This is a genomic window from Pseudomonas sp. SHLD1, assembly GCF_028640935.1.
GTDB classification, from domain to species: Bacteria; Pseudomonadota; Gammaproteobacteria; order Pseudomonadales; family Pseudomonadaceae; genus Chryseomonas; species Chryseomonas aestiva.
This window is the reverse complement of the sequence record NZ_JAQZAD010000032.1, coordinates 138,729-158,177: the sequence shown is the minus strand read 5'-3', so window position 1 is coordinate 158,177 and position 19,449 is coordinate 138,729. Positions and strand designations below refer to the sequence as shown.

The window sequence follows — 19,449 nt, the reverse complement described above, 5'->3', positions numbered from 1 at the left end:
CTGCTGCGCGTCGGCCAGACTGCCTTGGAAACTGCCTCAGAATGCTCATTTACCCGTCGTAAACTGTGCTTCCTCGGCAATTTCCGCCTTGCCTGGCGCTAGCCCGCAGGACTTCGCGCTTTTTAACGCCCATCCCCACGGATGAAACCGACCGGCCATTTCGCTATGATGGTCGGTCAACTTATCAGCGCCGCGATCCAGCCAAGACCATGACCGAGCCCCGCAAGATTCTCGTCACCAGCGCCCTGCCCTACGCCAATGGCTCCATCCATCTCGGCCACATGGTCGAGTACATCCAGACCGACATCTGGGCCCGCTTCCAGCGGCTGCGCGGCAACCAGTGCATCTATGTCTGCGCCGACGACGCCCACGGCTCGGCCATCATGCTGCGCGCCGAGCGCGAGGGCATCACGCCCGAACAGCTGATCGACAACGTCAAACGCGAGCACAGCGCCGACTTCGCCGACTTCGGCGTGGCCTTCGACAACTTCCACTCCACCCACGCGGAAGAGAATCGCGAGCTGTCGCGCGCGATCTACCTGAAGCTGCGCGAGAACGGCCACATCGCCACCCGTCCGGTCACCCAGTATTTCGACCCGGACAAGCAGATGTTCCTGGCCGACCGTTTCATCAAGGGCACCTGCCCCAAGTGCGGCAGCGCCGACCAGTACGGCGACAACTGCGAGAAGTGCGGCGCCACCTATGCGCCCACCGAGTTGAAGGATCCCAAGTCGGCCATCTCCGGCGCGACCCCGGTGCTGCGCGAATCCGAGCACTTCTTCTTCAAGCTTCCCGACTTCGCCGAGATGCTCAAGGGCTGGACCCGCAGCGGCGCCCTGCAGGAATCGGTGGCCAACAAGATCGCCGAATGGCTGGACGCCGGGCTGCAGGAATGGGACATCTCCCGTGACGCGCCCTACTTCGGCTTCGAGATCCCCGATGCGCCAGGCAAGTACTTCTATGTCTGGCTGGACGCGCCCATCGGCTACATGGCCAGCTTCAAGAACCTCTGCGACCGCCGTGACGACCTGGATTTCGACGCCTACTGGAACAAGGACAGCACCGCCGAGCTGTACCACTTCATCGGCAAGGACATCGTCAACTTCCATGCGCTGTTCTGGCCGGCCATGCTCGAAGGCGCCGGCTACCGCAAGCCGACGGCGCTGAGCGTTCATGGCTTCCTCACCGTCGACGGCCAGAAGATGTCCAAGTCCCGCGGCACCTTCATCAAGGCGCGCACCTACCTGGATCACCTGAATCCCGAATACCTGCGCTACTACTTCGCCGCCAAGCTCTCGCGCCACGTCGAGGACATCGACCTGAACCTCGAGGACTTCGTGCAGAAGGTCAATTCCGACCTGGTGGGCAAGGTGGTCAACATCGCCAGCCGCTGCGCCGGCTTCATCCACAAGGGCAACGCCGGCCTGCTGGTGGACGCCCAGGCCGCACCCGAGCTGGAAGCCGCCTTCCGCGCGGCCACGCCCAGCATCGCCGAGGCCTACGAGACCCGTGACTTCGGCCGTGCCATGCGCGAGATCATGGCCCTGGCCGACCGCGCCAACGCCTGGATCGCCGACAAGGCGCCCTGGAGCCTGGCCAAGCAGGACGGCAAGGCCGACGAAGTCCAGGCCATCTGCGCCCAGGGCATCGAGCTGTTCCGCCAGCTGGCGATCCTGCTCAAGCCGGTACTGCCCAACCTGACCGCCGCCGCCGAGGCCTTCCTCAACGTCGCCCCCCTGACCTGGGCCGACCTCGACATCCGCCTGGCCAATCATCAGCTCAACGCCTTCCAGCCCCTGCTCACCCGCATCGAACCCGCCAAGGTGCAGACCATGATCGACGCTTCCAAGGAAGACCTGGCCGCCCAGGCCGCCCCCCAGCCGGCCGGCAATGGCGAACTGAGCAAGGCCCCGCTGGCCGAGACCATCGACTTCGATACCTTCTCCAAGGTCGATCTGCGCATCGCGCTGATCGAGAAAGCCGAATTCGTCGAAGGCGCCGACAAGCTCTTGCGCCTGACCCTGGACATCGGCGATGCCAAGCGCAACGTCTTCTCCGGCATCAAGAGCGCCTACCCCGAGCCGAGCCAGCTCGAAGGCCGCCTGACCCTGTACGTCGCCAACCTGGCGCCGCGCAAGATGAAGTTCGGCGTGTCCGAGGGCATGGTCCTGGCCGCCGGCCCCGGCGGCACCGAGATCCACCTGCTCAGCCCCGACAGCGGCGCCAAGCCCGGCCAGCGGGTGATGTGACAGCGACGGCGCCGAGAGCCTGCTCAAAGGCGAGCGAGTTAGCGACAAACAAGGCGAACATGGCTGAGGAAGCGGAGTTTACAAAGCGTAAATGAGCATTCCGAAGCCATTTTCAACGCAGTTTGGCCGACGCGCAGCCGACTTTGAGCAGGCTCTCAGGGCGCCGTTCCTCCTCCAGCCCCGACCCCGATCATGAACGCTCACGCCACCCTCATCAGCGCCATCGACGCCCTGCTGCCCCAGACCCAGTGCGGCAAGTGCGGCCACCCCGGTTGCCAGCCCTATGCGGCCGGCATCGCCGCGGGTGAAGCGCACAACAAGTGCCCACCGGGCGGTACGGCGACCATCGTCGAGCTTGCTGCCCTGCTGCAGCGCCCGACACTGCCCCTGGACTCGCCTTATCCGGTGACGCCCAGCCAGCGCGCGGTGATCCGCGAAGCCGAGTGCATCGGCTGCACCAAGTGCATCCAGGTCTGCCCCACCGATGCCATCCTGGGCGCGGCCAAGCTGATGCACACGGTGATCGAGAACGAATGCAGCGGTTGCGAGCTGTGCCTGGCGCCCTGCCCGGTGGACTGCATCGATCTGGTGCCGGTACCTGCGCCGATCGACCGCCAGGCGGAGCGCCAGCGCGCGCAGTACTATCGGCGCCGCTTCGATGCCCGCCAGTCACGCCTGCAACGGGACCGCGAACGGCTGGACGCCGAGCGCCAGCGCCGTCAGGCGCCGCCTGTGACCGCCACGGCTGCGGAGCCCCCCGCCACGGCAGAATCCTCGCTCAAGCCGCTGAAGATCGCCGCCGCCATGGCGCGTGTCGCGCTGCAGAAGGCCGAACGGCAATTGGTCCAATACGGTACGCCCGCGCTGGAAACCCAGGTGCAGCAGTTGCGTGAAGCCGCACAACAGGCGCAGACGGCCCTCGACAGGGCGCAGCAGGGGCCCGCCAGCGCCACTGCGCCGGCCCTGGCGCAGCCGGTCGCCGCCCCCGCTGCGCTCAGGCAGGCGCGGATCGCTGCCACCCTGGCACGCGCCCAGCTGACCAAGGCCGAGCGGGCCTTCGGTAGCGAGCCCACATCCACGCAGCGCGGCCAGCTGGAAACCCTGCGCAGCGCCGCTCAGCAGGCGGCTCAGCACCTCACGGCCCTGGAAGAGCGAACCGACCCATGAATGCCGCCAAACGCCTGGAGATCTTTCGCCGGCTGCACGAGGACAATCCCGATCCCAGGACGGAACTGGCCTACGCCTCACCGTTCGAGCTGCTGATAGCGGTGATCCTCTCGGCCCAGGCCACCGACGTCAGCGTCAACAAGGCCACCGCCCGCCTCTATCCGGTGGCCAACACCCCCCAGGCCATCCTGGACCTGGGTGTGGCAGGATTGTCGGAGTACATCAAGACCATCGGGCTCTACAACAGCAAGGCCAAGAACGTCATCGAGACCTGCCGGCTGTTGCTGGAGCGCCATGGCGGCGCGGTACCCGAGACCCGCGAGGAACTGGAGGCCCTGCCCGGCGTGGGGCGCAAGACCGCCAACGTGGTGCTCAACACCGCCTTCCGTCAGCTCGCCATGGCGGTGGATACCCATATCTTCCGGGTCAGCAACAGAACCAATCTGGCACCGGGCAAGAACGTGGTGGAGGTCGAGCTCAAGCTGCTCAAGGTGGTGCCGAAGGATTTCCTGCTGGATGCCCACCACTGGCTGATCCTGCACGGCCGCTATGTCTGCCAGGCGCGCAAGCCCCGCTGCGGCAGCTGCCGCATCGAGGATCTCTGCGAATACAAGGCAAAAACCTCTGACGATTGAAAAAGGGCGCACCAAAGCCCTTTGGCGATTGAAAAAATCTTTTTTACCGGCCCCTGCTTTGTCGCTATAAGGTGCGCGAAAAGGTCCGCAGCCCCGTCGATGACGGGCGTGTGACCCTGTCCAGCCTTGCCGGAGTTACCCATGGCCGAAGACAAAAGCGACATCGATGTGGACGAGGATTTCGAGACCGATGGCGAGACGCCCGAAACCGTCGAGCCTATCGTCGTCAGCAAGACCAATCTGACCAAGCGGCGCCTGATCGACGACATGCTCGAAGAGCGTCGCCTGAAGCGGCAGATCTCCGAGTACGACTTCGATCTGTAGCCCATGAAAAACCCCAGCCGAGGCTGGGGTTTTGCGTTGCATGGCGACCCTTACAGCAGGGTGCGGCCCTTGCCCGCGGCGATGCGCATGCGCAGGGCGTTGAGCTTGATGAAGCCCGCCGCGTCGGCCTGGTTGTAGGCGCCGCCGTCTTCTTCGAAGGTGGCGATGTTGGCATCGAACAGCGACTCGTCGGACTTGCGGCCGACGACCATGACGTTGCCCTTGTACAGCTTCAGGCGTACCACGCCGTTCACGCTGGCCTGGGAGGCGTCGATCATCTTCTGCAGCATCAGCCGCTCGGGGCTCCACCAGTAGCCGGTATAGATCAGGCTGGCGTACTTGGGCATCAGCTCGTCCTTGAGGTGAGCCACCTCGCGGTCGAGGGTGATGGACTCGATGGCGCGGTGGGCCTTGAGCATGATGGTGCCGCCGGGCGTCTCGTAGCAGCCACGGGACTTCATGCCGACGTAGCGGTTCTCGACGATGTCCAGGCGACCGATGCCGTTCTCGCCGCCGATGCGGTTCAGCTCGGCCAGCACGGTGGCCGGGCTCAGCTCCTGGCCGTCGATGGCGACGATGTCACCATTGCGGTAGGTCAGCTCGAGGTAGGTCGGGGTGTCCGGCGCGGCTTCCGGGGACTTGGTCCAGCGCCACATGTCTTCTTCGTGCTCGGTCCAGGTGTCTTCCAGCACGCCGCCCTCGTAGGAGATATGCAGCAGGTTGGCGTCCATGGAGTACGGCGACTTCTTCTTGCCGTGGCGCTCGATCGGGATCTGGTGCTTTTCGGCGTAGTCCATCAGCTTCTCGCGGGACAGCAGGTCCCACTCGCGCCAGGGCGCGATCACCTTGACGCCCGGCTTGAGCGCGTAGGCGCCCAGCTCGAAACGCACCTGGTCGTTGCCCTTGCCGGTGGCGCCGTGGGAGATGGCGTCGGCGCCGGTCTCGTTGGCGATCTCGATCAGGCGTTTGGCGATCAGCGGACGGGCAATGGAGGTACCCAGCAGGTACTCGCCTTCGTAGACGGTGTTGGCACGGAACATCGGGTAGACGAAGTCGCGGACGAACTCTTCGCGCAGGTCGTCGATGTAGATTTCCTTGACGCCCATGGCCTTGGCCTTGGCGCGCGCCGGCTCGACTTCCTCGCCCTGGCCGAGGTCAGCGGTGAAGGTCACCACTTCGCAGTTATAGGTATCCTGCAGCCACTTGAGGATCACCGAGGTGTCCAGGCCGCCGGAATACGCCAGGACTACCTTCTTCACATCCGCCATGCCGTTCGCTCCCGTGTGTTGCGTTGAGTCGGAAAGCGACAATTCTACTGGTCGCCTCGCTGCTTTTACAGGGGCGCGACGCACTCTGATGTCTGGGCGACATGCGGTCGGGGCGGATCAGCCCTTGGGCTTGGCCGGCGGTGCCGGGGTGGGCGCCGGCGGTTCGGCCGGATTGGCCGCGGTGCTGGTGGTTGCCGCAGCCGGGGGCTCGGCGCTCGGCGACACCCGCGAGAACACCAGGGTCACCCGGCGATTGAGCGCGCGATTGGCCTTGTTGCTGTTCGGCGCCACGGGGTACTGCTCGCCAAAGAAGCGCAATTCGATCTGCTCCGCGGCGAAGCCCTTGCTCTTGAGGTACTCCATCACCGCGATGGCGCGCAGCCGTGACTCCTGGCGGTTATCCAGGCGCGTGCCCTGGTTGTCGCTGTAGCCCGAGACGATGACGTGATTGACCGTCGGATCGGCCTTCAGGTACTCGTCGATGAGATCGAGCTTGGCCTTGGCCAGATCGTCGAGGGTATCCCCGCCGCCCGGAAAACTGACCTGGGAATGGCGGATCTGCTCGAAGTTGACCGACAGCAGCTTCTGGGTACAGGCCTGGAATTGCTGGTAGGCCGGTTCGAAGCGCACCGGCAGCAGCCGAACCTCGACCCGGTCGTCCAGGGCGCCCGCGCGACTGACCTGGGGCATGCGCCCTTCCATCAACCCCGCCAGCAGCCGCTGCGCCTGCTGCGCGCTGGTGGCCAGCGCCTGCTCGCCCTCGACGACCTTGACCGAGCCGAGGCTGATATCGCCCAGCCCCGGCTTCCAGGGCACCGCCGCCGCTTTCAGGCTGGCACTGCCCGCCGGCAGCCACTGACCATTGGGTCGCAACTCGAAGACCGTGGACTCGCCCGCGCGGCGCAGGAAGCCGCCACTGCCGAAACGAGGAATGGGCTGCAGCAGGCGACAGGCGAAGATGTCGCCCTCGACCTTCCATTCCACGCTCTCGAGCCGGCTCTGGAAGGTCATCCCCCAGGCCGGCACGGCAAGCAGCAGAGAGGAAAGGAAGAGGTAACGCGGGCGCACGTCGGACTCCGGAAAGAAAAAGTACCTGGGCTTCTTATCGGTCGAAGGCATGGAAAACTTGAGTACGGTCCCGCCGCACGGATGCCGGCCACCCCCTTTTCCGGTAGCATTTCCCCACTTTCCCGCAGCCTGGAATCCCGCATGACCGACCGGATCACCCTTGCCCGTCCCGATGACTGGCACATTCACCTGCGCGACGGCGCCGCCCTGCAGCAGACCGTCGCCGACGCTGCCCGGGAATTCGGTCGCGCCATCGTCATGCCCAACCTGGTGCCACCGGTGCGCAATGCCGAGCAGGCCGCCGCCTACCGCGCGCGTATCCTCGCCGCGCGCCCGGCCGGCAGCCGCTTCGAACCGCTGATGGTGCTCTATCTCACCGATCGCACCAGCCCGGAAGAGGTACGCAGCGCCAAGGCCAGCGGCTTCGTGCACGCCGCCAAGCTCTATCCGGCCGGCGCCACCACCAATTCCGATTCCGGCGTGACCTCGCTGGACAACCTCTTTCCCACGCTGGAAGCCATGGCCGAGATCGGCCTGCCGCTGCTGGTGCACGGCGAGGTCACCCATGCCGAGGTGGACGTCTTCGACCGCGAGAAGAAATTCATCGACGAGCACCTGGTGCGTATCGTCCAGCGCTTCCCGACGCTGAAGGTGGTGTTCGAGCACATCACCACCGGTGATGCCGCTGCCTTCGTCCGCGAGGCCCCGGCCAACGTCGGCGCCACCATCACCGTCCACCACCTGCTGTACAACCGCAACCACATGCTGGTGGGCGGGATCCGGCCGCATTTCTATTGCCTGCCGATCCTCAAGCGCAACACCCACCAGAGCGCCCTGCTGGACGCCGCCACCAGCGGCAGTCCCAAGTTCTTCCTCGGCACCGATTCGGCACCCCATGCCCGCCACGCCAAGGAGGCAGCCTGCGGCTGCGCCGGCTGCTACACCGCCTACGGCGCCCTGGAGCTCTATGCCGAGGCTTTCGAGAGCCGCAATGCCCTCGACCGCCTGGAAGGCTTCGCCAGCCATTTCGGCGCCGATTTCTACGGCCTGCCGCGCAATACCGAGACCGTCACCCTGGTCCGCGAGGACTGGCAGGCCCCCGCCTCCCTGCCCTTCGGTGACCACGAGGTGATTCCGCTGCGCGCCGGCGAGACCCTGCGCTGGCGTCTGGAGGTGGGCGCATGAGCATGGACGAGACCTTCAGCGACGAACTGGACGCCAGCCAGCCGATGTCCGACTCGCGCATCCCCATGGCGCGCCGCTTCCGCGGCTACCTGCCGGTGGTGGTGGATGTCGAGACCGGCGGCTTCAATGCCGCCACCGATGCCCTGCTGGAAATCGCCGCCACCACGGTGGCCATGGACGAGGACGGGGTGCTCTATCCGGACCACACCTACTTCTTCCGCGTCGAACCCTTCGCCGGCGCCAATATCGAGCCGGCGGCGCTGGAGTTCACCGGCATCAAGCTCGACCATCCGCTGCGCATGGCGGTGGGCGAAGAGCAGGCGCTCAGCGAGATCTTCAAGGGCGTGCGCAAGTCGCTCAAGGCCAATGGCTGCAAGAGAGCCATCTTGGTCGGCCACAACAGCAGCTTCGACCTGGGTTTTCTCAATGCCGCGGTGCTGCGCTGCGGCCTGAAGCGCAATCCCTTCCATCCCTTCTCCAGCTTCGATACCGCCACCCTTGCCGGCCTGGCCTATGGTCAGACGGTGCTGGCCAAGGCCTGCCAGGCCGCCGGTATCGAATTCGACAATCGCGAAGCCCACTCGGCCCGCTACGACACCGAGAAGACCGCCGAACTGTTCTGCGGCATCGTCAATCGCTGGCGGGAGATGGGCGGCTGGGTCGATCTGGACTGACCGTCCGTCGCCCGCCCTGCCGTTAATGAGATTTTGCCGCCTACAACTTTGACAATCATTCTCATTGTCATTAGCTTTGGCGGCACCTCCACTCATACAGCAGGCGATCCATGTACGTGTGTCTTTGCCGTGGCGTGACCGACAAGCAGATTCGCGAAGCCATCTATGAAGGCTGCTGCAGTTATCGGGAAGTCCGGGAAAGCACGGGTTGCGCCACCCAGTGCGGCAAGTGCGCCTGCCTCGCCAAACAGGTGGTCAAGGAAACCCTCGGTGAGCTGCACGGCGCCCAGCAGCTCGCCTATGCGCTGGACGTCCCGCGCGCCTGAGCGATACCCCTGCAAAAAAAGCCGGACCTTGCGTCCGGCTTTTTTATTGTCTAATCAAACGCTTACGGAAAGGATGGAAAAGCTTTCGATTACCGTTCGATTTTCGTCGATTTTTCAACAACTTAAGCTTTTGACAAAGGGCCCTCCCACGCTCAGACTGCCGGCAATCCCACCCGATTTGCAGGTCCGGCCATGAAAGGCGATATCACCGTCATCCAGCATTTGAACAAGATCCTCGGCAACGAACTGGTGGCCATCAACCAGTATTTCCTGCACTCGCGGATGTACAACGACTGGGGTATCCGCAAGCTGGGTCATCACGAGTACAAGGAATCCATCGACGAGATGAAGCACGCCGATCGCCTGATCGAGCGCATCCTGTTCCTGGAAGGCCTGCCCAACCTGCAGGACCTGGGCAAGCTGATGATCGGCGAGAATACCCAGGAGATGATCCAGTGCGACCTGCGCCTGGAAATCAGCGCCGTGGCCGATCTGCGTGAAGCCATCACCTACTGCGAGAGCGTGCGGGACTACGTGAGTCGCGACATGCTCAAGAGCATCCTCGAATCCGAGGAAGAGCATATCGACTGGCTGGAGACCCAGCTGAGCCTGATCGCCAGCGTCGGGATCGAGAACTACATCCAGTCGCAGATGCACGACGACGACGATTGATCAGGCAGCCGCCCATAAAAAAAGCCCGCACACTGCGGGCTTTTTTATGAACCAGGGACTCAAGCGTCCTTGGTTTCCACGGCTTGCTTGATCAGGGTCTGCAACTCGCCCTTCTCATACAGCTCGGCCAGGATGTCGCTGCCGCCGACCAGCTCACCGCCGACCCACAGCTGGGGGAAGGTCGGCCAGTTGGCGTACTTGGGCAGGTTGGCGCGGATTTCCGGATTCTGCAGGATGTCGACATAGGCGAATTTTTCGCCACAGGCCATCAGCACCTGAGCGGCGCGGGAAGAGAAGCCGCACTGAGGCGCGTTCGGCGAACCCTTCATGTAGAGCAGCACGGGATTGTTGGCAATCTGGTCTTTGATGGTATCGATGATTTCCACGATGCACCTCGCTAATACGGTGGGACGATTGTAACGGAAAGGCCGGTGGAACGCCGGGATTTCCGCGACGTCCAGCCCATGACAGGCGCGGCTCGACCTGCAAATCGACCACGCTCCGGCACCACCGTTCGCCGCCATGACGACGATCCGGCGCGCCGCCGAGCAAACTTTGCGGACGCGGCCGTGGTCAGGTTAAGGGTAGGCGCCGCTCGGTGCGCCTGATCCAAGACCCCAGGAGAACTCCATGAGCCTGTTCAGCACCATCCTATCCAAGCTTGGCATCGGTGAAGCCCACGCGGACACCCCTGCCGCCGCGCCCACTACCGGTGCCACCGAGACCACCACGCCCGCCGGTAGCACCGCTCCCGCAGGTGCTGGCAGCCACATGAGCCAGGTGGACGTCGCCGCCAAGCTGGACGGCCTGGCCGCTCAGAAAGGCGAGCAACTCAACTGGAAGACCTCCATCGTCGACCTGCTCAAGCTCCTCGACCTGGACAGCAGCCTGACCGCACGCCAGGAACTGGCCAAGGAACTGAACTGCCCGGCCGACAAGCTGAGCGACTCCGCCCAGATGAACATGTGGCTGCACAAGGCCGTCCTGCAGAAGCTGGCTGACAACGGCGGCAACGTTCCCGCCGAACTGCTGTAAGGCTACCGCCCGCTGATCCGTCTCAGGCCAGCCGCCCTGCATGAAGGGCCTGGCCTGCGATGGTGGTAAAATGCGACATGAACTTATACCATTTCGCCTTTGGTCTTTCCGCCGTTTGAAACGGCATGCTCTCAGGTTCGCCGCGCCCTCCATGGACGGCCGTTACCGGGACGGGACGCTAGGGTAACGAAATGACGGTTCGCCACTTTCTCTCTTTCATGGACTGTTCCCCCGAGGAACTCCGGCAACTCATCGCACGCGGCATCGAGCTCAAGGCCCTGCGCAACCGGGGCGTCCTGCACGAGCCCCTGCGCAATCGCGTCCTGGGCATGATCTTCGAAAAGGCCTCGACCCGTACCCGCCTCTCCTTCGAGGCCGGCATGATCCAGCTCGGCGGCCAGGCGATCTTCCTCTCGTCCCGTGATACCCAACTCGGTCGCGGCGAACCTGTCCCGGACAGCGCCCGCGTCATGTCGAGCATGCTCGATGGCGTGATGATCCGTACCTATGCCCACGAGATGCTCACCACCTTCGCCGCCAATTCCAGGGTGCCGGTGATCAATGGCCTGTCGGATGATCTGCACCCCTGTCAGCTGCTCGCCGACATGCAGACCTTCTTCGAACACCGGGGCGATATCCGCGGCAAGACCGTGGCCTGGATCGGCGATGGCAACAACATGTGCAACAGCTACATCGAGGCGGCCGAGCAGCTCGACTTCAACCTGCGCATCGCCTGCCCGGAAGGCTATGAGCCCAATCCGCGCTTCCTCGAACGCGCCGGTGACCGCGTGCAGCTGACTCGGGATCCCCGCGAGGCGGTGGCCCAGGCCCACCTGGTCAGCACCGACGTCTGGACCTCCATGGGCCAGGAAGAGGAAACCCGCCTGCGCCTGGCGGCCTTCAAGCCCTACCAGGTCACCGCCGCACTGCTCGATGGCGCCGCGCCCGAAGTGCTGTTCATGCACTGCCTGCCGGCCCATCGCGGGGAAGAGATCAGCCACACCCTGCTGGACGATCCCCGCGCCGTGGTCTGGGACGAAGCCGAAAATCGCCTGCATGCCCAAAAGGCGCTGCTCGAATTCCTCATCAAGCCGCCGCTGCACGCCTGAGTCCGGCAGAAGCCTCGGCTGCGCCAGACAGTCGAGGCCTTTTCGCTACAGCAACAGCTGCCCACGCAGCACCGTCACCGCCCGCCCGGCGATACTGACCCGGTCGCCCTCCAGGCGACACCTGAGCTGCCCGCCCCGGGCCGAAAGCTGCTGGGCAGTGAGCATCCGCTTGGCCAGTCGTCGCGACCAGTAGGGAATCAGGCTGCAATGCGCGGAACCGGTGACGGGATCCTCATCCACGCCCACTGCCGGGGCGAAGAAGCGCGAAACGAAGTCTACCTCCTGCCCCCGCGCGGTCACGATGACGCCTTGCCAGGGGAGCCGGGCGATGGCCGCCAGATCCGGCTTGCAGTCACGCACTGCCTGCTCCGACTCCAGCAGTACCAGCAGCTTGTCCGCCGCCAGGGCATCCACCGGCGAGACCCGCAGGGCCCGTTCCAGCTCGGGAGTCACCCCCTGCTCCGTGGGCACCAGCGCGGGGAAATCCAGCGCCAGGAGTCCATCGGCTTCGCGAAACACGCGCAGGACACCCGCCTGACTGATGAACTCCAGGCGATCACCCACTTCGCCATAGACCTCGAACAGGATGTGCGCTGCAGCCAGGGTGGCATGGCCGCACAGGGGCACCTCGGTCCGCGGCGTAAACCAGCGGATGCGCCAGGTGTCCCCTTCCCACACTACGAAGGCGGTTTCCGAAAGATTGTGCTCGGTGGCGATCCGCTGCAGCAGCTCGTCGGCCGGCCAGCTGTCCAGGCGGTAGACCGCGGCGGGATTGCCACGGAAGGGCTGATCGGTGAAGGCATCGACCTGATGGAATTCTAGGGGCATGCGCGCTACCTGAGCAGAAGAAGAGAAACAGCAAGCATCGACGTCGCACGGGCACCCGGCCTCTGATGATCCCCGGCAGCAATGGCTATACCTTGAGACCTGCCAACCGGCCGGTTGTCGCCAGAAGTCCTATGACCAAAATAGCAGGCGGCGTCGCATCGGCAATGAATTGTCGAACGTCGTCACTGTTTTTGCGCTCAGGAGCTTTGACAGTTTTCATATTTGAAATTAGATTTTCGGTTGCGAACAAATGGCTCTCCGGCCACCTATAAATACAACAACCACGAGGCTCCTCCATGAGTACTCTTCCGGCTCCAACGCTACGCGGTCAATGCATCGCCGAATTCCTCGGCACAGCCCTCCTCATCTTTTTCGGTACCGGTTGCGTGGCGGCCGCGAAGGTCGGCGGCGCTACTCTCGGCCTATGGGAGATCAGTATCATCTGGGGCGTCGGCGTGAGCATGGCGGTCTACCTGTCCGCCGGCGTCTCCGGCGCGCATCTCAGTCCGGCCGTCACCATCGCCCTCTGGCTGTTCGGTGGTTTCGAAAAACGCAAGGTCCCGGCCTACATCCTGGCCCAGGTGGCCGGCGCCTTCTGCGGTGCGGCGCTGGTCTACGGCCTCTACAGCAGCCTGTTTTTCGATTATGAACAGGCCCATAACATGGTCCGCGGCAGCCAGGCGAGCCTGGAGCTGGCCGGCGTCTTCTCCACCTATCCCCATCCGTCCCTGTCGGTTGGCCAGGCCTTCTTGGTCGAAGCCGTCATCACCGCCATCCTGCTGGCCATGATCATGGCCCTCACCGACGACGGCAACGGTCTGCCCCGTGGCCCGCTCGCGCCCCTGCTGATCGGCCTGCTGATCGCCGTGATCGGTGGCTCCATGGGCCCGCTGACCGGCTTCGCCATGAACCCGGCCCGCGATTTCGGACCCAAGCTGATGACCTTCTTCGCCGGCTGGGGCGAGATCGCCTTCACCGGTGGCCGTGACATCCCCTACTTCTTGGTGCCCATCTTCGGCCCCATCGTCGGTGCCTGCCTGGGCGCCGCCGGTTACAAGGCGCTGATCTGCCGCCACCTGCCCGGCCTGGCTTCGGGTGCCTGCGACGTCCCGGCCAAGGCCGAGGACAGTGCCCGCACCGAAGTGACCTCCGCCTCCAAAGCGTCCTGATCGCCGCGAATCACAATAAGGAACAAGACCATGACCGACCAGAACAAGCAGTACATCGTCGCGCTCGACCAGGGCACCACCAGCTCGCGCGCCATCGTGCTGGACCGCAATGCCAACGTGGTGACCATCGCCCAGCGCGAATTCGCGCAGATCTACCCGCAGGCCGGCTGGGTCGAGCATGACCCCATGGAGATCTGGGCCACCCAGAGCGCGGTATTCGTCGAGGCGCTGGCCCAGGCCAGCATCAGCAACGAGCAGATCGCCGCCATCGGCATCACCAACCAGCGCGAAACCGCCATCGTCTGGGACAAGACCACCGGTCGTCCCATCTACAACGCCATCGTCTGGCAGAGCCGCCAGAGCACCGCGATCTGCGACCAGCTCAAGCGCGATGGCATGGAAGACCATATCCGCAAGACCACCGGCCTGGTGATCGATCCCTATTTCTCGGGCACCAAGATCAAGTGGATCCTCGACCATGTCGAAGGCAGCCGTGAACGCGCACGCCGCGGCGAGCTGCTGTTCGGCACCGTCGATACCTGGCTGATCTGGAAGATGACCCAGGGTCAGGCCCACGTGACCGACTACACCAACGCTTCGCGCACCCTGCTGTTCGATATCCACAAGCGCGAGTGGGACGCCACCATGCTCGAGGTGCTGGACATCCCGCGCGAGATGCTGCCAGAAGTGAAGTCCTCCTCCGAGGTCTATGGCCAGGCGCACCTGGGCAGCGGCCAGACCACCGGCATCCCCATCGCCGGTATCGCCGGCGACCAGCAGGCAGCGCTGTTCGGCCAGATGTGCGTGGAGCCCGGCCAGGCCAAGAATACCTACGGCACCGGTTGCTTCCTGCTGATGAACACCGGCGAGAAGGCGGTGCAGTCCCAGCATGGCCTGCTGACCACCATCGCCTGCGGTCCCCGCGGCGAGGTCAACTACGCCCTGGAAGGCGCCATCTTCAACGGTGGCTCCACCGTCCAGTGGCTGCGTGACGAACTCAAGGTGATCAACGATTCCCTGGACTCCGAGTATTTCGCGACCAAGGTAACCGACAGCAACGGCGTCTACCTGGTCCCGGCCTTCACCGGCCTGGGCGCGCCCTACTGGGATCCCTATGCCCGCGGCGCGCTGTTCGGCCTGACCCGTGGTGTCAAGGTGGACCACATCATCCGCGCCACCTTGGAATCCATCGCCTTCCAGACCCGCGATGTGCTGGATGCCATGCAGCAGGACGCCGGCGAAGCCCTGAAGTCCCTGCGGGTGGACGGCGGCGCCACCGCCAACAACTTCCTCATGCAGTTCCAGTCGGACGTGCTCGGCACCCGCGTCGAGCGCCCGGAAATGAAGGAGACCACCGCCCTCGGCGCGGCCTATCTGGCCGGTCTCGCCACCGGCTTCTGGAGCAGCCTGGACGAGTTGCGCAGCAAGAGCACCATCGAACGGGTCTTCGAGCCGGCCTGCGACCCGACCAAGAGAGACACCCTGTACAAGGGCTGGAAAAAGGCCGTCGAGCGTACCCGCGGCTGGGCTCTGGACTGAGTGACTCCGTTCCGCAGGCCGCTGGTGGTTGCTCGGCGGCCTTCCGGACGGCTCCCCCATGAGGCCGGCGTCTTCCGACGCCGGTCTTGCTTTGCGCGACAAGCGCTTTCCACCCGGAAAGACCTACGGCATCCTCTGTGAATTTACTCGATCACCTCAAGGAAGCCGCAATGAGCCTGGCGCCTCGCCAACAGCAGATTCTCGAACTGGTCCGTGAGCGCGGCTACGTCAGCATCGAAGAGCTGGCCCAGCATTTCTCCGTCACCCCGCAGACGATCCGTCGCGACATCAACCAGCTCGCCGAGGCCGGCCTGCTGCGGCGCTACCATGGGGGTGCCGCCCATGACTCCAGCGTGGAGAACACCGAATACAGCATGAGGGCCGGCCAGATGCGCGAGGAAAAGCGCCTGATCGCCGAAGCCGTGGCTGCCGCCGTACCCGACCACGCCTCGCTGTTCATCAACATCGGCACCACCACCGAGGCCATCGCCCATGCCCTGCTCGGGCATCGCAGCCTCAAGGTCATCACCAACAACCTGCACGTGGCCAACATTCTCAGCGCCAAGGACGACTTCGACGTCCTGATCGCCAGCGGCAAGGTGCGCAGCGACGGCGGCGTGGTGGGCCAAGCGACCGCCGACTTCATCAAGCAGTTCAAGGTCGACTTTGCCCTGGTCGGCATCAGCGGCATCGACGAGGATGGCACCCTGCTGGACTTCGACTACCAGGAGGTCTGCGTCTCCCAGGCCATCATCCATAACGCCCGCCAGGTGTTTCTCGCCGCCGATTCCAGCAAGTTCGGCCGCAACGCCATGATCCGCCTGGGCAGCCTGGAACAGATCGACCAGCTCTTCACCGAGCGCGAGCCTTCACCCGCCTTCGCCCGCTGCCTGCAGGAATGGCAGGTCAAGGTGGAAGTGGCGCGCCCGCGCTGACCCTCCGAGGCGACGACCATTCGTCGCCTGCCTTCTCTCTATATTCGTTTTTTTTCGTTTTGGCGGTCTGAAGACACAGGCCTGGCTAGAACCTGAGTTTTTGCTGGGCTATTATGTTCGAAACCGAATAATTATGTTCGTTTCACAGGAGGCACCATGGCCCAGGCACCCACTGCAACTCCCCGGACTTACGATCTCGCCGTCATCGGCGGTGGCATCAACGGCGTAGGCATCGCGGCCGATGCAGCCGGTCGGGGTCTGTCGGTGTTTCTCTGTGAACGCGACGACCTGGCGAGCCATACCTCGTCCGCCAGCAGCAAGCTTATCCACGGCGGCCTGCGCTACCTGGAGCATCATGAATTCCGCCTGGTACGCGAAGCCCTCGCCGAGCGTGAGGTGCTGCTGGCCAAGGCGCCCCATATCGTCAAGCCGATGCGCTTCGTCCTGCCCCACCGCCCGCACCTGCGGCCGGCCTGGATGATCCGTGCCGGCCTCTTCCTCTATGACCACCTGGGCAAGCGGGAAAAGCTGCCGGGCTCCCGTGGTCTCAAGTTCGATGCGCAAGGGCCGCTCAAGGCCGAGATCAAGCGTGGCTTCGAATATTCCGACTGCTGGGTGGACGATGCCCGCCTGGTGGTGCTCAACGCCATGCAGGCGCGTGACAAGGGTGCCGACATCGTGACCCGCACCCGCTGCGTCAGCGCCCGTCGCGTCGAGGGTCACTGGGAGGTCGAGGTCGAAGGTCCCCAGGGTCGCCAGCAGATCCGTGCCAAGGGCCTGGTCAATGCCGCCGGCCCCTGGGTCGCCAGCTTCATTCGCCAGGACCTGCAGCAGAAGTCGCCCTACGGGATCCGCCTGATCCAGGGCAGTCACGTCATCGTGCCCAAGCTGTACGAAGGCGAACAGGCCTACATCATGCAGAACGAAGACCGCCGCATCGTCTTCGCCATTCCCTATCTTGGCCAGTACACCATGGTTGGCACAACGGATCGCGAGTACCAAGGCGATCCGGCCAAGGTGACCATCACCGACCAGGAAATCGACTACGTCCTGGGCGTGGCCAATGCCCACTTCCGCAAGCAACTCAGCCGCGACGATGTCCTGCATACCTTCTCCGGTGTACGCCCGCTGTGCGACGACGAATCGGACAACCCTTCCGCCATCACCCGCGACTACACCCTGTCGCTGGCCGAGGAGCAGGGTGCCCCGTTGCTGTCGGTGTTCGGGGGCAAGCTGACCACCTACCGCAAGCTCGCCGAGTCGGCGATGGCGCAGCTGCAGCCCTTCTTCCCGCAGCTGGGCAACAGCTGGACCGGATCGGCACCGCTGCCCGGGGGCGAGAACATGACCACGCCCCAGGCGCTGACTCGCGAATTGCTGGACAAGGTCAGTGGCCTGACGCCGGCATTGGCGCAGCGTTGGGCGACCACCTATGGCAGCCGGGTCTGGACCCTGCTGGGTGACGGGCGCTCGGTGGAGACGTTGGGCAAGGTGATCGGTGCCGACCTGTACGCGCGGGAAGTCGAATACCTGCAGCGATACGAGTGGGTCACCAGTGCGGATGACGTGCTCTGGCGGCGGACCAAGCTGGGCCTGGTATTCACCACCGCCGAACGGGCTGCGCTGGAAGACTTCCTGGCGCATTCGGAACCCGCCCAGGCCAGCAAGGACAGCAACGCGGCCTGAGAGCGGTGCTGACCTGTTCCCGAGCGGGCAACCTGCTCGGGGACAATCGATTGATCAATCGCATTTGGTTCAGCAGTAGCTGGCGTGGCGAAGGATGGTCAGCACCATGAAAAGTCTTCATGATGCGGCTTTATCTCCAGTGCCAGCGCCATGTTCGAACTCCGTCACCTGAAAACCCTGCATGCACTCCGCGAATCCTCCAGCCTGGTGGAAGCGGCGGAACGTCTGCACCTGACCCAATCCGCCCTCTCCCATCAGTTCAAGGAACTGGAGGAGCGCCTGGGTACCCCGCTGTTCATCCGCAAGACCAAGCCCATCCGCTTCACCAGTGCCGGCCTCCGGCTGCTGCAGACCGCGGATGCGGTGTTGCCCCACCTGCGCAGTGCCGAGCGGGACCTGGCACGGCTCGTGGGCGGAACGGCGGGACGGCTGCACATGGCCATCGAATGCCACAGCTGTTTCCAGTGGCTGATGCCCACCATCGATCAGTTTCGCGATTCCTGGCCGGAAGTGGAGCTGGACCTGGCCTCCGGTTTCTCCTTCGCCCCCCTGCCGGCCTTGGCCCGAGGCGATCTGGATCTGGTGGTGACAGCCGATCCCGTGGATCTTTCGGGCGTCACCTACGTGCCACTGTTCACCTACGAAGCCCTGCTGGCGGTAGCCAACCAGCATCCGCTGGCGCAGCGGCCCTATATCGTCCCTGCGGACCTTGCCCAGGAAACCCAGATCACCTATCCGGTGGAGCGCGATCGGCTGGACATCTTCACCCGTTTTCTCGATCCGGCCGACGTCGAGCCCTTGTCGATTCGCACGGCGGAGATGACGGTGATGATGCTGCAACTGGTGGCCTCGGGGCGTGGCGTCTGCTGCCTGCCCAACTGGGCGATCCACGAATACAGCTCACGCGGCTATGTCACCGCGCGCCGACTGGGCGAGAAAGGCCTCTATGCGACGCTATATGCGGCGATCCGCGAAGACATGCTGGAGGCGCCCTTCATGCAGGATTTCCTGCTGACCGCCAAGGACACCTCCTTCGCCACCCTCGAAGGGGTCAGCAGCGCGCGCTGAGCCGGCGCGCTGCTCGCGAGGGGCTTACTTGCTGTTGCCACCCGGGAAGCCGGCGAACTTCTTGTTGAAGCTCGAGACGCGGCCCTCGACCTTCATCTGGCGCTGCTCGCCAGTGTAGATCGGGTGCGAGGCGCTGGACACGTCGAGGCTGATGTAGGGATAGGTCTCCCCTTCGTATTCCTGGGTGCGATCGCTCTCGGCGGTGGAGCGGATCAGGAAGTAGGTGTCCGAGGTGGTGTCGTGGAACAGCACGGGACGGTAGTTGGGATGGATACCGGGTCTCATGAGGCGTCTCCTGGTCTGGGGCGTCGACGACGACAGGTCATCGCTAGGCCCAATAAAGATACATTATAACATAAGCAAGCCATTTTGACAGCCGCACCTGTGACGGTGGCGGCAGCCACGGGCTTTTCGATGGAACCATCCGCCGCGCCTGGGGCTCGTAACCTGAGGCCCTGACCGGCGGCACCCCACCCTCTCTGAGACCTGCTGCCGGCCAATGCGTGCGTTCA

20 protein-coding genes are annotated in these 19,449 nt (G+C 64.3%); 15 read left to right on the top strand and 5 right to left on the bottom strand.

Annotation, left to right across the window (positions count from 1 at the left end; genetic code table 11):
* The first annotated feature begins 209 nt into the window (after window positions 1–209).
* The 4 genes from metG to PVZ77_RS21570 all read left to right on the top strand — a co-directional run bounded on the left by metG (window position 210) and on the right by PVZ77_RS21570 (window position 4,375).
* Window positions 210–2,249, top strand: coding sequence for a methionine--tRNA ligase (gene metG, locus PVZ77_RS21585; RefSeq protein WP_273809471.1), 2,040 nt, complete (start codon window positions 210–212; stop codon window positions 2,247–2,249).
* 192 nt (window positions 2,250–2,441) lie between these two features.
* Entirely contained in the window at window positions 2,442–3,416 is a 975-nt protein-coding gene (locus tag PVZ77_RS21580; protein WP_273809469.1) for an RnfABCDGE type electron transport complex subunit B, read from the top strand.
* On the top strand, window positions 3,413–4,051 hold the full coding sequence (gene nth / locus PVZ77_RS21575; protein WP_133859417.1) for an endonuclease III: 639 nt from the start codon (window positions 3,413–3,415) through the stop codon (window positions 4,049–4,051). Before PVZ77_RS21580 ends, nth begins: the two co-directional genes overlap by 4 nt.
* Window positions 4,052–4,192: 141 nt before the next feature.
* Window positions 4,193–4,375: a PA3496 family putative envelope integrity protein gene (locus tag PVZ77_RS21570; RefSeq protein WP_273809468.1), complete on the top strand. Its 183-nt coding sequence runs from the start codon at window positions 4,193–4,195 to the stop codon at window positions 4,373–4,375.
* A gap of 50 nt (window positions 4,376–4,425) precedes the next feature.
* Here the strand turns inward: PVZ77_RS21570 and PVZ77_RS21565 are convergent, their stop codons facing one another.
* Window positions 4,426–5,643, bottom strand: coding sequence for an argininosuccinate synthase (locus PVZ77_RS21565; RefSeq protein ID WP_273809466.1), 1,218 nt, complete (start codon window positions 5,641–5,643; stop codon window positions 4,426–4,428).
* A 117-nt stretch (window positions 5,644–5,760) separates the two neighbouring features.
* A complete protein-coding gene (locus tag PVZ77_RS21560) occupies window positions 5,761–6,711 on the bottom strand; it encodes a flagellar protein MotY (protein WP_273809464.1) in 951 nt (316 codons plus the stop codon).
* 141 nt (window positions 6,712–6,852) lie between these two features.
* Here PVZ77_RS21560 and pyrC point away from each other — a divergent pair, with 141 nt between their 5' ends.
* The 4 genes from pyrC to bfr all read left to right on the top strand — a co-directional run bounded on the left by pyrC (window position 6,853) and on the right by bfr (window position 9,568).
* Complete coding sequence (gene pyrC / locus PVZ77_RS21555; RefSeq protein ID WP_273809462.1) at window positions 6,853–7,896, top strand: dihydroorotase; 1,044 nt, start codon at window positions 6,853–6,855, stop codon at window positions 7,894–7,896.
* A gap of 2 nt (window positions 7,897–7,898) precedes the next feature.
* Complete coding sequence (gene rnt, locus PVZ77_RS21550) at window positions 7,899–8,570, top strand: ribonuclease T (protein WP_405046278.1); 672 nt, start codon at window positions 7,899–7,901, stop codon at window positions 8,568–8,570.
* A 110-nt stretch (window positions 8,571–8,680) separates the two neighbouring features.
* Window positions 8,681–8,896: a bacterioferritin-associated ferredoxin gene (locus PVZ77_RS21545; protein WP_007162750.1), complete on the top strand. Its 216-nt coding sequence runs from the start codon at window positions 8,681–8,683 to the stop codon at window positions 8,894–8,896.
* A 192-nt stretch (window positions 8,897–9,088) separates the two neighbouring features.
* Complete coding sequence (gene bfr / locus PVZ77_RS21540) at window positions 9,089–9,568, top strand: bacterioferritin (RefSeq protein ID WP_133859422.1); 480 nt, start codon at window positions 9,089–9,091, stop codon at window positions 9,566–9,568.
* 59 nt (window positions 9,569–9,627) lie between these two features.
* Here the strand turns inward: bfr and grxD are convergent, their stop codons facing one another.
* On the bottom strand, window positions 9,628–9,954 hold the full coding sequence (grxD, locus tag PVZ77_RS21535; RefSeq protein ID WP_017640308.1) for a Grx4 family monothiol glutaredoxin: 327 nt from the start codon (window positions 9,952–9,954) through the stop codon (window positions 9,628–9,630).
* Window positions 9,955–10,198: 244 nt separating this feature from the next.
* Here grxD and PVZ77_RS21530 point away from each other — a divergent pair, with 244 nt between their 5' ends.
* Both PVZ77_RS21530 and argF read left to right on the top strand, forming a co-directional pair.
* Window positions 10,199–10,603: a DUF3597 domain-containing protein gene (locus PVZ77_RS21530; protein ID WP_273809460.1), complete on the top strand. Its 405-nt coding sequence runs from the start codon at window positions 10,199–10,201 to the stop codon at window positions 10,601–10,603.
* 191 nt (window positions 10,604–10,794) lie between these two features.
* A complete protein-coding gene (gene argF / locus PVZ77_RS21525) occupies window positions 10,795–11,712 on the top strand; it encodes an ornithine carbamoyltransferase (protein ID WP_273809458.1) in 918 nt (305 codons plus the stop codon).
* 45 nt (window positions 11,713–11,757) lie between these two features.
* On the opposite strand, the gene PVZ77_RS21520 is transcribed toward argF, so the two are convergent.
* Complete coding sequence (locus tag PVZ77_RS21520) at window positions 11,758–12,540, bottom strand: PhzF family phenazine biosynthesis protein (protein ID WP_183630479.1); 783 nt, start codon at window positions 12,538–12,540, stop codon at window positions 11,758–11,760.
* A 296-nt stretch (window positions 12,541–12,836) separates the two neighbouring features.
* Between PVZ77_RS21520 and PVZ77_RS21515 the strand changes: the two genes are divergently transcribed.
* The 5 genes from PVZ77_RS21515 to metR all read left to right on the top strand — a co-directional run bounded on the left by PVZ77_RS21515 (window position 12,837) and on the right by metR (window position 18,937).
* Window positions 12,837–13,709, top strand: coding sequence for an MIP/aquaporin family protein (locus PVZ77_RS21515; RefSeq protein ID WP_273809456.1), 873 nt, complete (start codon window positions 12,837–12,839; stop codon window positions 13,707–13,709).
* 30 nt (window positions 13,710–13,739) lie between these two features.
* Entirely contained in the window at window positions 13,740–15,248 is a 1,509-nt protein-coding gene (gene glpK, locus PVZ77_RS21510; protein ID WP_027597604.1) for a glycerol kinase GlpK, read from the top strand.
* A gap of 170 nt (window positions 15,249–15,418) precedes the next feature.
* The gene (locus PVZ77_RS21505; RefSeq protein ID WP_273809455.1) at window positions 15,419–16,183 is read left to right on the top strand and encodes a DeoR/GlpR family DNA-binding transcription regulator; all 765 of its coding nucleotides are present in this window, start codon (window positions 15,419–15,421) and stop codon (window positions 16,181–16,183) included.
* A gap of 156 nt (window positions 16,184–16,339) precedes the next feature.
* Window positions 16,340–17,869 (top strand): glycerol-3-phosphate dehydrogenase, encoded by a 1,530-nt coding sequence (gene glpD, locus PVZ77_RS21500; RefSeq protein WP_273809454.1) that lies wholly within the window; start codon window positions 16,340–16,342, stop codon window positions 17,867–17,869.
* Window positions 17,870–18,019: 150 nt separating this feature from the next.
* Entirely contained in the window at window positions 18,020–18,937 is a 918-nt protein-coding gene (gene metR / locus PVZ77_RS21495; protein ID WP_273809453.1) for a transcriptional regulator MetR, read from the top strand.
* A 24-nt stretch (window positions 18,938–18,961) separates the two neighbouring features.
* Here metR and PVZ77_RS21490 read toward each other — a convergent pair whose 3' ends face one another.
* Window positions 18,962–19,222, bottom strand: a complete 261-nt coding sequence (locus PVZ77_RS21490; protein WP_133859431.1) for a type B 50S ribosomal protein L31 — start codon at window positions 19,220–19,222, stop codon at window positions 18,962–18,964.
* Window positions 19,223–19,449 lie beyond the last annotated feature (227 nt).

Excerpts from the sequence above, each read along its gene's own strand:
- bfr (WP_133859422.1), top strand. The coding sequence starts at position 9,089 with ATGAAAGGCGATATCACCGTCATCCAGCATTTGAACAAGATCCTCGGC.
- PVZ77_RS21580 (WP_273809469.1), top strand. The coding sequence starts at position 2,442 with ATGAACGCTCACGCCACCCTCATCAGCGCCATCGACGCCCTGCTGCCC.
- glpD (WP_273809454.1), top strand. The coding sequence starts at position 16,340 with ATGGCCCAGGCACCCACTGCAACTCCCCGGACTTACGATCTCGCCGTC.
- PVZ77_RS21520 (WP_183630479.1), bottom strand. The coding sequence starts at position 12,540 with ATGCCCCTAGAATTCCATCAGGTCGATGCCTTCACCGATCAGCCCTTC.
- PVZ77_RS21490 (WP_133859431.1), bottom strand. The coding sequence starts at position 19,222 with ATGAGACCCGGTATCCATCCCAACTACCGTCCCGTGCTGTTCCACGAC.
- PVZ77_RS21505 (WP_273809455.1), top strand. The coding sequence starts at position 15,419 with ATGAGCCTGGCGCCTCGCCAACAGCAGATTCTCGAACTGGTCCGTGAG.
- metG (WP_273809471.1), top strand. The coding sequence starts at position 210 with ATGACCGAGCCCCGCAAGATTCTCGTCACCAGCGCCCTGCCCTACGCC.
- argF (WP_273809458.1), top strand. The coding sequence starts at position 10,795 with ATGACGGTTCGCCACTTTCTCTCTTTCATGGACTGTTCCCCCGAGGAA.
- PVZ77_RS21570 (WP_273809468.1), top strand. The coding sequence starts at position 4,193 with ATGGCCGAAGACAAAAGCGACATCGATGTGGACGAGGATTTCGAGACC.
- PVZ77_RS21545 (WP_007162750.1), top strand. The coding sequence starts at position 8,681 with ATGTACGTGTGTCTTTGCCGTGGCGTGACCGACAAGCAGATTCGCGAA.
- pyrC (WP_273809462.1), top strand. The coding sequence starts at position 6,853 with ATGACCGACCGGATCACCCTTGCCCGTCCCGATGACTGGCACATTCAC.
- rnt (WP_405046278.1), top strand. The coding sequence starts at position 7,899 with ATGGACGAGACCTTCAGCGACGAACTGGACGCCAGCCAGCCGATGTCC.
- PVZ77_RS21530 (WP_273809460.1), top strand. The coding sequence starts at position 10,199 with ATGAGCCTGTTCAGCACCATCCTATCCAAGCTTGGCATCGGTGAAGCC.
- PVZ77_RS21515 (WP_273809456.1), top strand. The coding sequence starts at position 12,837 with ATGAGTACTCTTCCGGCTCCAACGCTACGCGGTCAATGCATCGCCGAA.
- metR (WP_273809453.1), top strand. The coding sequence starts at position 18,020 with ATGTTCGAACTCCGTCACCTGAAAACCCTGCATGCACTCCGCGAATCC.
- PVZ77_RS21565 (WP_273809466.1), bottom strand. The coding sequence starts at position 5,643 with ATGGCGGATGTGAAGAAGGTAGTCCTGGCGTATTCCGGCGGCCTGGAC.
- nth (WP_133859417.1), top strand. The coding sequence starts at position 3,413 with ATGAATGCCGCCAAACGCCTGGAGATCTTTCGCCGGCTGCACGAGGAC.
- glpK (WP_027597604.1), top strand. The coding sequence starts at position 13,740 with ATGACCGACCAGAACAAGCAGTACATCGTCGCGCTCGACCAGGGCACC.